The organism is Streptomyces sp. NPDC058525, from assembly GCF_042719495.1.
GTDB lineage: Bacteria > Actinomycetota > Actinomycetes > Streptomycetales > Streptomycetaceae > Streptomyces.
This window is the reverse complement of the sequence record NZ_JBHXNP010000068.1, coordinates 38,927-49,845: the sequence shown is the minus strand read 5'-3', so window position 1 is coordinate 49,845 and position 10,919 is coordinate 38,927. Positions and strand designations below refer to the sequence as shown.

14 protein-coding genes are annotated in these 10,919 nt (G+C 72.9%); 5 read left to right on the top strand and 9 right to left on the bottom strand.

Annotated features, from left to right (window positions below; translation table 11 throughout):
- Nucleotides 1–167: 167 nt before the first annotated feature.
- From ACFWP3_RS27750 to ACFWP3_RS27735, 4 genes are read right to left on the bottom strand one after another with little or no spacing between them, the layout of a single operon-like run.
- Entirely contained in the window at nucleotides 168–917 is a 750-nt protein-coding gene (locus ACFWP3_RS27750) for a dienelactone hydrolase family protein (RefSeq protein ID WP_384226189.1), read from the bottom strand.
- Nucleotides 918–925: 8 nt separating this feature from the next.
- On the bottom strand, nucleotides 926–2,206 hold the full coding sequence (locus ACFWP3_RS27745; RefSeq protein WP_384226186.1) for a helix-turn-helix domain-containing protein: 1,281 nt from the start codon (nucleotides 2,204–2,206) through the stop codon (nucleotides 926–928).
- Nucleotides 2,107–3,330: a hypothetical protein gene (locus ACFWP3_RS27740; RefSeq protein ID WP_384226184.1), complete on the bottom strand. Its 1,224-nt coding sequence runs from the start codon at nucleotides 3,328–3,330 to the stop codon at nucleotides 2,107–2,109. Before ACFWP3_RS27740 ends, ACFWP3_RS27745 begins: the two co-directional genes overlap by 100 nt.
- Before the next feature lie 9 nt (nucleotides 3,331–3,339).
- On the bottom strand, nucleotides 3,340–3,732 hold the full coding sequence (locus ACFWP3_RS27735; protein WP_384226182.1) for a hypothetical protein: 393 nt from the start codon (nucleotides 3,730–3,732) through the stop codon (nucleotides 3,340–3,342).
- 120 nt (nucleotides 3,733–3,852) lie between these two features.
- Here ACFWP3_RS27735 and ACFWP3_RS27730 point away from each other — a divergent pair, with 120 nt between their 5' ends.
- Nucleotides 3,853–4,053 carry a hypothetical protein gene (locus tag ACFWP3_RS27730; RefSeq protein WP_384226181.1) on the top strand — a complete coding sequence of 67 codons (201 nt, stop codon included), beginning with the start codon at nucleotides 3,853–3,855 and terminating at the stop codon, nucleotides 4,051–4,053.
- A 296-nt stretch (nucleotides 4,054–4,349) separates the two neighbouring features.
- Here the strand turns inward: ACFWP3_RS27730 and ACFWP3_RS27725 are convergent, their stop codons facing one another.
- Together ACFWP3_RS27725 and ACFWP3_RS27720 are read right to left on the bottom strand one after the other, a co-directional pair.
- On the bottom strand, nucleotides 4,350–4,730 hold the full coding sequence (locus ACFWP3_RS27725; protein ID WP_384226179.1) for a toxin Doc: 381 nt from the start codon (nucleotides 4,728–4,730) through the stop codon (nucleotides 4,350–4,352).
- A gap of 2 nt (nucleotides 4,731–4,732) precedes the next feature.
- Complete coding sequence (locus ACFWP3_RS27720) at nucleotides 4,733–4,978, bottom strand: antitoxin MazE7 (RefSeq protein WP_384226177.1); 246 nt, start codon at nucleotides 4,976–4,978, stop codon at nucleotides 4,733–4,735.
- 149 nt (nucleotides 4,979–5,127) lie between these two features.
- On the opposite strand from ACFWP3_RS27720, the gene ACFWP3_RS27715 reads away from it, so the two are divergent.
- Both ACFWP3_RS27715 and ACFWP3_RS27710 read left to right on the top strand, forming a co-directional pair.
- On the top strand, nucleotides 5,128–5,433 hold the full coding sequence (locus tag ACFWP3_RS27715; RefSeq protein ID WP_384226175.1) for a hypothetical protein: 306 nt from the start codon (nucleotides 5,128–5,130) through the stop codon (nucleotides 5,431–5,433).
- A gap of 48 nt (nucleotides 5,434–5,481) precedes the next feature.
- Entirely contained in the window at nucleotides 5,482–5,970 is a 489-nt protein-coding gene (locus ACFWP3_RS27710; RefSeq protein ID WP_384226173.1) for a flavin reductase family protein, read from the top strand.
- Nucleotides 5,971–6,006: 36 nt separating this feature from the next.
- Here ACFWP3_RS27710 and ACFWP3_RS27705 read toward each other — a convergent pair whose 3' ends face one another.
- On the bottom strand, nucleotides 6,007–7,101 hold the full coding sequence (locus ACFWP3_RS27705) for a glutamate--cysteine ligase (RefSeq protein WP_384226171.1): 1,095 nt from the start codon (nucleotides 7,099–7,101) through the stop codon (nucleotides 6,007–6,009).
- 87 nt (nucleotides 7,102–7,188) lie between these two features.
- On the opposite strand from ACFWP3_RS27705, the gene ACFWP3_RS27700 reads away from it, so the two are divergent.
- Nucleotides 7,189–7,587 carry a hypothetical protein gene (locus tag ACFWP3_RS27700; RefSeq protein ID WP_384226168.1) on the top strand — a complete coding sequence of 133 codons (399 nt, stop codon included), beginning with the start codon at nucleotides 7,189–7,191 and terminating at the stop codon, nucleotides 7,585–7,587.
- A gap of 8 nt (nucleotides 7,588–7,595) precedes the next feature.
- Here the strand turns inward: ACFWP3_RS27700 and ACFWP3_RS27695 are convergent, their stop codons facing one another.
- Complete coding sequence (locus ACFWP3_RS27695) at nucleotides 7,596–8,897, bottom strand: NAD(P)/FAD-dependent oxidoreductase (RefSeq protein WP_384226166.1); 1,302 nt, start codon at nucleotides 8,895–8,897, stop codon at nucleotides 7,596–7,598.
- Nucleotides 8,898–9,018: 121 nt separating this feature from the next.
- Nucleotides 9,019–10,227, bottom strand: a complete 1,209-nt coding sequence (locus tag ACFWP3_RS27690; protein WP_384226164.1) for an aromatic acid exporter family protein — start codon at nucleotides 10,225–10,227, stop codon at nucleotides 9,019–9,021.
- Between the two features lie 106 nt (nucleotides 10,228–10,333).
- On the opposite strand from ACFWP3_RS27690, the gene ACFWP3_RS27685 reads away from it, so the two are divergent.
- Nucleotides 10,334–10,912: a MepB family protein gene (locus tag ACFWP3_RS27685; protein WP_384226196.1), complete on the top strand. Its 579-nt coding sequence runs from the start codon at nucleotides 10,334–10,336 to the stop codon at nucleotides 10,910–10,912.
- The last annotated feature ends 7 nt before the right edge of the window (nucleotides 10,913–10,919 follow it).

The following is a 10,919-nucleotide window of genomic DNA, read 5'->3' as shown; positions in this document are numbered from 1 at the left end:
CCCCTTTTTTTATGCCCCGCCCACCCCCGAGACCTACCCCCCCCCACTCGTCGGCAGCGTCCGCTGGGTATACGAGACAGCCCCCCCCCCCGGAGCATGCCTCGGTCCCGGACCCCCGCGGGGGTCCGGGACCGAGGCATGGAACGGGACGAGCTGAGCCGGTTGCGTCAGCTGCCGACGAGGGTGCGGCCGAGCAGCGGGAGCAGGCGGTCCCAGTGGCGTTGCAGCGCGGCGGGGTTGAAGGCGTCGGTGTCGGACATCGTGAAGCCGTGGACGGTGCCGGGGTAGATCTCGGTCGTGTAGCCGACGCCCGCGGCGTCGAAGGCCTTGTTGAGCTCGGCCAGGGCCTCGGGGGTCAGATCGCCTTCGGCGAGACCGAGGTGGACCTGGGCGGTGAGCTCGGAGACCAGGCGGTGCGGGCTGTCGGGCGCGTCGGTGACGAGGAAGCCGGGGTGGAATCCGGCGACGGCGGCCACCCGGTCGGGGTAGGCCGTTGCGGTGCGCATCGCCAGGGCGGCGCCCAGGCAGTAGCCGATCGTGGCGACCGGTCCCTCGGCGACCTCGGGTTGCGCGGCAAGGAAGCGGAGGTAGGCGTCGGCGTCGCGCAGGACGCGTTCGGTGCTGTGCTCCTGCACCAGGGGCATGAGCCTGGCGAAGAGCGCGGGCCGGGCCTCTGCTCCGATGTGCTCGGGAAGTTCGACCACCGGTGCCGGACCGTGCCGGTAGTAGAGGTTGGGGACGAGCACGTAGTACCCGTGCCCGGCCAGTTCGCGGGCCTTGTCCTCCAACTCGGGCCGCGCTCCGAAGGCGTCCGGGTACAGGAGCACCCCCGGGTGCCGCTCGCCATGGTCGGGGAGGGCGGCGAAGGCGTCGGCCTGGCCGTCCGCGGTGGGAATCTGCAGTGTCTTCGTGGGCAAGATCTTCCTTACGTGGAGTCGCTCAACCGTCCGTCGCACCAACGCTTTCGACGCGAACGAACATTCCTGACCCCGCGCACCAGTTGGACCAGTTGACCACCTGGTTGAGGATGCCGTCCCACGTACGGCCGTTGTCCCGCGACCGGTCCATGTAGTGCGAGAAATTGCCGGTGTACACGTTCCCCCATGTTCGGGCGTACTCGTGGCGGTCCCCTCCCAGCAGCTCCGGCGGCTGGTGGTCGCCCGCCCGTTCCTTCACCCCCGCCCGCGGCCGCTCTGCGCTGCTGGCGGGGCGTGGCGTGGGGCTTCGCGGGGCCGCCGTGCGCATGGCGGTGGTCCCGCGGGGTGCGGTCGTAGGCCGCGCGGAAGCTGCGGCTGAACGACGCGGGGTCGCTGAACCCCCAGCGCGCCCCGACCGCGTGGACCGGCAGGCCGGCGAGCCGCGGGTCGACGAGATCGGCGGAGCAGCGTTCGAGCCGGCGCCGGCGGATGGTCGCGGACACCGTCTCCCCGCGGTCGGCGAAGAGCCGGTGGAGGAGCCGTACGGAGATGTGGTGGCGGGCCGCGACCACCTGCGGCGAGAGGTCCCGGTCCGCGAGGTTGTCGTCGATGAAGGCGTCGATCCGGCCGAGCAGCATGCGGTGCCGGGCCGGAGGCGGCAGGGTGTCCGCGGCGTCGATGTGGTGCGCGAGGAAGGCCGTCGCCAGGTCCGCCGTCATGACGCCGATCCGGCGGCCGTCCGCCTCGCTCAGGTGCTCGGCCTCCTGGACGACGGAGGTCAGGTACCGGGCCAGAACCGCCCCGACGCCCCGGTCCGACACCAGACCGCGCGCGAGCAGCCCGTCCACCCGGGATTCCGGGAGGGCGACCAGGGAGCGCGGCAGGTGCAGGACGATCGCGTCGGACGGTGCCGCACCCGGTCCGCCGACCGGGGCCCGGCTGTGGGAAGGGGTGGACGAACTCCACAGGTTGAAGTCCCCTGCCGACAGGGCGGCTTCGCGGCCCGCCTGGGAGACCTGGAGCGATCCGGTGAGCAGGAGCGTGAGTTCGTACGTCTCCGGGTCTGACCGGCGGATCAGCCGGTCGGTCCGCTCCGAGCTCATCGCGGGAAAGGACATCCTCGCGATCCTGACGTCGTCGAGGGGCAACAGGCCCATGCTGACCCTGAAATCGGCCGGATGGTCGGCCGTCACCCGGGTCGGTCCGGCCCCCTTGCTGACCATGTCGCGCCACCACTCGAACCGGTGCTCGGCAGGCAGGTCCCCCGCGTCGAAAACCGTGAAGCCCATGTGCCCCTCCCCCAAACGGCAGGGATCCACCGTTGGGGGGCGGTTCGGAGGGCGTCCATGCTGCCGGACCGCCGGGTGGCCTGATACGGCACACCCCGGCAGCGGCGAGCGGAAGCGGGGCGTGGGACGGCCCGGCTCGGAGGAGCCCGTGCCGACGCGGAAGCGGACGCGGGCGGGAGGGTGTGCCGGGGGGCGGGTCCGGCGGGGCGATTCGGCGCGTTCGTACTGTTCGGGGTGCGGCCCGTGGCGGGCGTCGTGGCCGCGTCACGGGGTGTCCGCCCGGGCAGCAGGGCGGCGGTGCCCGCGTCGACGACGGTCCTGGGAGCGCCGCCGGGAGACGCGGCCGAGTCGGTCGCCTCCCCGGGGAACGACCAGGCAGGCCGCCACCCGCCGCCGACCGGGACCGCGAGCAGGACCGGCCGGCCCAGCGCCACGCCCGGGCGGGCCGCGGCGGCCACGGCCGCGGCCTGCTCCTCTCCGACCTCGACGGGTGCGAGCTGCAGGTCCGGCTCGTCCACGGCGGCGAAGGACACCGCGGCCCCGGAGCGATCGACGACGATGTCGAGCCGCATCGGCATGAGGACCGAGTCCACCGTGCGCCGCCACGAGAAGACCCGGCGGCCGGTGTCGCCCAGGGCCCACGACGTCACCTGCGCGCCGTCGGCCCACGGGAAGTGGGCTCGCATGAACTCCTCGCCCCCGCGCTGCTGTTCGGCGGGTCCGCCGCCGGCCCGGGCGCCCTCGTCCTGGTCCTCCTCCACGCTCCGGGTTCCGCTCAGCGGCTTGAGGCCCGGCCAGGAGAACTCGGTGTACCCCTGGCCCGAGGCGACCACCACGGCCTCGGGCACCGGGTCGGTCCTGCGCTCCACGCCGGTGACGGGGATGCCCGCTCCCCACAGTGCCCGGGCGGCCTGCTCGGCCCGGGCGCGCTGCTCGCCGGAGAGGGCGTCGGCCGGCGGAGCCGGGGGCGCCGTGGACCCCGTACCGAGCTGCGAGCCGAGGGCCACGGCGAGGACGGCGCAGAGTCCGGTGACGGCCAAGAGGACGCGGCGCGGTTTCCGGCGCCCGGCGGGCGGTGGGGCCGCCTGGGCGCCGGGGGTTGCGAGGAGGAGGGGCCGGCTCATGCCCGCGCCTCAGCAGAGGGTGACCGGGGGGACCTGGTAGCGCGTCCCGCCGGAGTCCATGAAGCCGACGACCGCCGAGCAGTCGCCGTAGTAGGAGGTGCCCCAGGTGAAGTAGCGGGTGGTTCCCTTGGATTGGGTGAAGGCACCTTGGTCCATCCAGGTACCGCCGCGGTTGTAGTGCCCGAACCGGGCGGTGATGGTGGAACCACCGGTCTTCTCGTACGAGTTGCTCACCTGGGCCCGGTCGGCGGCGTCGCGGTTGGCGAGCTGGGTGCAGAGCACGCCGTTGCTCAGCCTGGTGCAGGCGACGGTGCGGGCCTGGGCCGGGGCGGCGAGGCCGACGGTGGTCAGGGCGAGGGCAACGCCGACGAGGGCAGGGGCGATCCTTGGCAGGGGGCGCACGCCCCGGGGCCGGCATCACCCGAACACCACGATGCGTAGCGCTGGTGATGCGTGGCGTGACTCCGCGTGCCAGCGTGGTCGGGAGGAATCCACACCCCCACGCATCGAGGAGTGGCCGTCATGGGCGGTATGAAGGACAAGCGCCAGGAGCCGGGCAAGGGCCGCGAGGAGCAACGGCGTCCGCAGGCGCCCGGCCAGGACCCGGTCCACCCCGAGCCCGGCACGCCCTCCCGCAGCGGCAAGAGCCCCGAGGAGATCAAGCGGCCCCGCGAGGACGACCCGCTCCGCGACGAGCGCGACCTGCGCGACGACGACTTCTGACCCGCAGCGCACGCCGACACCCCCGTACGCAGAGCCCGGCCGGGCCCGTAGTCACCCGGCCGGGCTCTGTCCTGCCGCGTTCACCCACCCCCCGCGGCGGGCACCGCCATCTGCATGCTTTACAGTTCAACCACCACCCGTGGTACGCCTGCGGCCAAGCAGCCGTACCACGGGTCCAGCACACCACGGCCGCCGAAACGCCCCCGTACGGCGGCCCTTCGAGGGGGCTGGCGCCCCACCCCGTGCGCGCCAGCCCCCACCCATTCCGCGGGGTGCGTGGCGCGGCCGCGCCCCGGTCAGGCGTCGGGCGTCATCGCGCGCAGCCGGTCGGCCACGCCGTACACGGTCAGGCGCAGGGCCCGGATGTCCGTGATGAGGGCACGCCAGGGTGCGAAGGCGGTGTCCACCTCCTTGCCGGAGGCCCTGATGTAGGCGACGGCGACGCCGTAGCCGAAGTACTCGTTCCTGGCCGGCAGCGGCCGTACGAGAACGAGCTGCTCCAGCAGCGCGGCCGCCCGCCAGTACGCGTCGGGTTCGTCGGTCTCGAGCGCCGGGGTGTTCACGCGATGCCGGGCGACCGCGGCGACGAGACCCGAGTAGTCCAGGACCCCCAGCTCCCGGCCCAGGATTTCCTCCTGGCGGTCGAGGAGCCAGCGGAGGTCGATGTGCAGATCCAAGATCAGGCCGCCCGGTGCGTCTTCGCGGACGCGGGCAGCCCGCCGAACTCGGCGTCGAAGGCCTCGGCGATGCCCGGCCGGCTGACGGCTTCACGGAACGCGGCGGTGGCCCGGCCGAGGGCGAGCTGGTTCTCCTCCTCGATGGCCAGCTCCGCGAGATACGCCCGCACGCTCTTGCCGCGAGCGGCGGCGAGGGTGGCGAAGCGGTCCCGGGTCTCCGAGTCGATCTTTACGGTCGTGTCTGCCATGCCCTGAGTATGCACCCATGAATACCTACGTGAATACCCCGCGAAAACCCGGGTACGGGAGTGGACGGCGCCGTGCGCGAGCGCCCCAGGGGCGCGCGAGGGCCGGCGCGGGCACACTGGCAGGACGACGAGTGCAGCAGGGAGGCCGGATGAGCTGGGCATCGTGGACCACCCCCGGGATCTTCGCCGGACGAAACGGGGTACAGACCGGCGATTCGGGGCCCGTCCTGACCGGCGAACTCGCCGTTCACACCACCTGGACCGAGGCCGATGGCCTGGCGCACATCACCGTGCAGTACAGCGGCGCGTCCGACTGGCTCCCGCTCGCGGGAAGCCCCGTCCCCTGCGCCAGCGAGACCGCGAGCCGCGCCCTGCACGACGCGGTCATCGACTCCATCCGCGCGGGAGCCCTCCTCCCCCTGGAGGCCGACACCCCTGCCCCGCCCGCTCCCTGATCCGGCTGTCCGGCAGAGGTGGAGAGGCACGGAGGGCAGGAGCCTGTCGTGGGAGAGCTGGATGCGTTCACCGGGGTGATCGACTATCCGATGTACGTCGTGACGGCGGCGGCCGGGGACGAGCAGGCCGGGTGCCTGGTCGGCTTCGCCTCCCAGTGCTCGATCGACCCGCCCCGCTTCATGGTGTGGCTCTCCAAGGCCAACCGTACATACCGGATCGCACGGCAGGCGTCGCACCTGGCGGTGCACGCGCTGCGGAAGGACCAGAAGGGGACGGCGGCGCTCTTCGGGAAGCAGACGGGCGACGACCTCGACAAGTTCGAGCGCATCGCGTGGCGCCGGCCGGCGCACGGGACCGCGCCGGTGCTGGAGGACGCGGGCGCCTGGTTCGTGGGCCGGATCGAAGAGCTGCTCGACGGCGGAGACCACGTCGGATTCCTGCTCTCACCCGTGGAGGAGGGCCCGGCCGGTCCCGCACGGCCGGCGCTGCTGTTCTTCAGCGACGTCCAGGACTTCACACCCGGCCACCCGGCCTGATGCGCCGCGCCGCCACGGGGGCCGCCCGGGCGCGGCTCACGGCGCGGTGGCCTCGGCGGTGACGAGGTCGGCGAGGGCCGGGAGGCCGCCGTCGGCGAACGCGCGGCGCTGGCGGTCGGCCGGCGTGCCCCGGCGCAGGAGGCGGTGCACGAGCGAGTTCACTTCGCGGAGGTCGCCGGACTCCTCCAGCGCGGGGCCGATGTGCCGCAAGAGCGTGCACAGCACGTCCCCGCTGCTGCGGGGCCGGCCGTCCAGGCCCAGCAGCGTGCTGCTCAGCCCATCGCGGGCCGCGTGCCAGGTGGCGGCTTGCAGGATCTCGGGCTGCCAGGGGACGGGGTCCACACCCGCCCGCTCCTCGGCCATCGCGGTGACGACGAGGGCGCGGACGATGGCGGCGAGCATGACGGCCTCGTCCGCTTCGAGCTGCACGTCGCAGCAGCGCACCTCGATGGTGGGGTAGCGCTCGGACAGCCTCGCCTGCCAGTACAGCTGCCCCCGGTCGGCGATCACCCCCGATGCCAGCAGCGCGTCGGCCCGCGCCTCGTAGTCCGCGAGTCCCGCGAACCGCGGCAGGGGCCCGCTCACCGGCCAGCGGCCGAAGATGATCGTGCGCCAGCTGGCGAAGCCGGTGACCCGGCCGTCCCACAGGGGCGAATTCGCGGACATCGCCAGCAGGGCCGGAAGCCAGACGCGCAGCCGGTTCAGGACCGCCACTCCGGTCTCCCGGTCGGGAACGCCGACGTGGACGTGCATCCCGCAGATCAGCTGCTCGTCGACCAGCAGCCGGGCCTCGCCCCGCATCCTCAGGTACCGGGGCCTGCCGGTGACGGGTACGGGGACGGCGTCCCGCAGCGGCGCGGCGCCCGAGGCCGCGATCCGGCAGCCGTTCGCCTGGGCCGCGGACGCGACCGCGTGCCGCAGCCGGAGGAGATGGCCCCCCACCTCCTCCAGGGCCTCGCACACCGGGGTGGCCACCTCGATCTGCGCCTGGAGCAGCTCGTCCTGGACCTCCTGCGCGTCGGCGATCGGCGCCAGGCCGGCCGTGGCCCGCACGTCCTCCACGAGCGGCACGGGGAGCAGCGTCACCGGGTCTACCAGCAAGTACTCTTCCTCGACCCCAACAGTGACCATGCCGGACGGCTACCCGGAACCGGCGTGATCATCCGGGAAGCGGGGCCGGGGTTCTACGCTGGTACCAGGAACTTCAGGGAGGCCCGCATGGCGGCCCACCACCGGTATCACGTGGATCAGGACGGGCATTCGATCACCGTCCTGAGCGATGTCCGGCGCCGCCGCGCCGACGTGCTGGTCGACGGGAAGACCGTCGCGTCCGTGCGGGTACCCCGCCACGGGGCAGCCGTCCTGCGGGGCGAGCTGCCCGGTGATTTGCCGGACCCTCCGAAGCCGTTCCTCATCCGCGTGAGCCACGCCTACGACGCCGGCGACGTTCCCCCGTGTGCGCTGGAAACGGACGGCATGCGCTACCTCATGCCGTCCGTCCCCCTCACGCGGCAGGAAGAGCGGCCTGCCGAACCCACGCCGCCGGCCCGTACACCCGGCGAACTGCTCAGGCGGTGGAAGAACCGCATCGACCGGGCCGTCCGGCGGGAACACTGACCACGAGGCTAGGGCGCGGTCGGCGCGGCCGCCCTGCGATGCCTGATGTTGACGGCCGAAGCCTTGGCCAGGGCCAGGGGGTTCAGGAAGCGCAGCGGACCGATCAGGCGGGAGCCGAACCGGTGCACGTGCCGCGCCACCGACGCATCGCGCGCCGCCGCCGAGAACACCAGCCGTTCCATGGGGTTGAACGGACGGGCCTTGGCGTAGTCGGCGGCCAGGTACTGGTGGCCGCGCAGCTGCCGCCGGTGTCTGCGCCCGTACGCCACGAGAGCCCTGTCGAGGTCGCCGCGACCGGTCGCGGCCGTGGCGACCGCCTCCGCCAGCCATTGCGCGGACTCCAGGGCCCACCCGCATCCCACTCCCCACAGGGGATCGCCGGTCAGGGCGGCGTCGCCGATGAGCGCGACGCCCGGGGCGGTCGGCTTGCGGCTGTGGAGCGGGTAGTCGACCGTACCGATGATCTTCGTGATGCGCTCGGCGGAGTCGATGGGCGGGGCCTCGGGCAGGGCGCGGACGAACTCGAAGAAGCTGCGCTCCAGGTCCTCCCGGAAGGCGGGCAGCCGCTTCTTGCTGGGGAGCACCGCGAGGACGGTCACGCCGTCGTCGTTGGGAAACGCGTAGGCCATGTCGGGTTCGAGGAACCAGGTCTGGCCGATCCCGCCGTGCAGCGGAAGGCCGCGGAAGTGCGCGAGGTAGCCGAACCGGGCGTTCTCGTACTGCCGGGCGGGCACCCCGGCGAACTTCGCCACGGCGGAGTCCTTGCCGTCGGCGCCCACCACCAGGCGGGCCCGGATCTCGCGCCCGCCCTGCGAGGTCGACGCGCGCACGCCCAGGGTTCGCCCGGATTCCCGTACCAGTCCGGTCACTTGGTGACCGAGGAGCAGGTCGACGCCGGGGGTCTGGGCCGCCTTCGACCTGATCAGCGGGTCGAGGACGCTGCGCCGGATGTTGTACGCGTACGGCAGCTCGGGGCCGCCCGGCGCGGCCCTCGGCTGGATCCATCCCCAACGGGTGTACCAGCGGGCCTCGTTGCGGACGGCTCCGGCTTTCTCCAGGGCGGGGACGAGGCCGAGCTCGTCCAGCACCGGGTAGGCGTTGGCCGTGATGGAGTGGGTGCACAGCACCTTGTACGCTTCCGGGTCCGAGCGGCGTTCCAGCAGTGCGACGCGGACGCCGCGTCGAGCGAGCAGGATCGCGGCGGCGCTGCCGGCGAGGCTGGCTCCGCTGATGACGACGTCGTAGTCGTAGACGCGTCCCGAACTCCCGCCCGCGCTCGTGTCCGTGTCCGTGCTCTCGGGCTTGGTCATGTGCCGATCGCCCCCTTCGGATCGTGGTGCCGTTCGTGGGAGTGGTGCGGTGCTGGTGCGGTGCCCCCTGATGTCAGGCACATGACGAATTGTAGAGAGCCGTGGACCGGGTGACGGGTGATCAGGCCGCCGTGCGCTTGCCGGAGGGGCGGCGCATGCGGTCACGCAGGCGGCCGGCGCGCCGGCTGCGGGTGTGGTGGTCCAGTTCCTCCAGCAGGCGCTGGGAGCGTTTGTCCACGCCCAGTTCGTCGAGGACCCGGTCGATCTCCGCGAGCAGCGCGCCGTGCAACTGCCACTGGGCCGGGTCGGCGCCCACGTCGGCGAGCAGCAGGTCCGCGAGCCGGTCCCGGTTGGCCCGGGCCACGGCCAGCTCCCCCGCCAGACGGGCCTCGGCCTCTTCGGCGTTGGCGCTGACCTGCGCGGTGATCAGCTGGGCGAAGCTCTCGACGGCGACGGCCGTGTGCGTGAGCACCTGGCGCAGCGCGAGGGTGGTCTCCGGCGCGAGGAGCGGGCCGTCGGGGCGCGCCTTGGCCAGGTCCGTCAACGTCCGGCAGGCCACGCGGAGCACCACCGCGCAGATCTCCAGGGTGTCCAGGCCCGTCCGGAGCACGAGCCGGAAGAGCAGGCCCTCCTTGACCCGGGGATTGAGGCGGAGGCTGTCCTCGGCCTGCCGCAGGGCCGCGTCGACCTCCACGATGTCGTTGTCGAGCCGCCGCGCCTCGTCCAGCCGGGCGGCGGCCTGCTCCACCCTGCCGGTGGCGAGGGACTCCTCGCCGAGGTGGTTCAGGAGCCCGCTGATGCGCGCGGCAAGGTCGGTGATCGCGATGCCGGCCGGGCCGACCCAGACGGGCGGCGCGACGAGCAGGTTGACCAGCAGCCCGACCGCCGCACCGATCAGCGTCTCCAGGACGCGGTCCCAGGCGGTGTCCGCGACCTGGGTGACGCCGAGGACGAGCATCGCGCTGATCGCGACCTCGGGCACGAACTCGTCGACGCGGACCAGGTGGCCCACCACCAGGGAGGCCAGGATGAGCAGGCCGAGGCTCCACCACGTCAGGCCCACCAGCACGCTGAAGCCGATCGCGATCAGGACGCCGACGACGACGGAGTTGACCCTCCGGATGCCGGTGGTCAACGTCGAGTAGAGGGTTACCTGGACGACGAGCAGGGCGGTCAGCGGTGCGGTCAGCGGGTTGGGCTCGCTGCTGAGGCGGAGCGCGATGACGTAACTGATGACGGCCGCCGCGGTGGACCGCAGGGCCTGAACGGCGACGGGCTCGCGACGGCGGCGGGCGATACGGGCGACGAGGGCACTGATCATTTCCGGCATGCCTGCCCGCATTCCCAGGCGGAGCCGGGTGACACGGCGCGGACGGCATTCGACATCTCGCCAAATAGTTCACCCGTTCGATATCTGGCAGGATGTGGGGATGGCGATGGAACGCGAGCGCAGTACCGGATTCGGAACCGCGGATCCGGGGGCCTGGGCACCCGGGCGGACCGGGATTCCCGGCGATCTGCTGCGGGCCAGGACGCTGGTGTACGACCCGAGTGGTTTCGTCTGCTCGCAGCCGGTGCCCGAGGCGGAGGGCGCCGAGTACGGGGCGTGCGCGTTCACCTTGGACGGCCTCGCGGTCAGGTTCCGGGTGGCCAAGACGACCCCGACGAAGGTCGGGCAGTTCGTGACGGTGTGGAAGAGGTCGGCGGACGGGCCGATCCAGCCGTTCGACGCGGCGGATCCCGTCGATCTGTTCGTCATCAGCGCCTGCCAGGGCGAAGGGTCCGGGCAGTTCGTGTTCCCGCGGGACGTGCTCCGCGACTGGGGCATCGTGTCGACGAACGGCTCCGGCGGGAAGCGGGCGTTCCGCGTCTATCCGCCTTGGGTGACCACCACGAACCGCCAAGCCCGCAGCACCCAGACCTGGCAGACGGAGCACTGGCTCCGGCTTCCCGCAGACGGGCCCGTCGACCTTCCGCGCGCGCTCGCGCTCTATCACCCCCGTGCCGTTCCGTAGGCTGGAC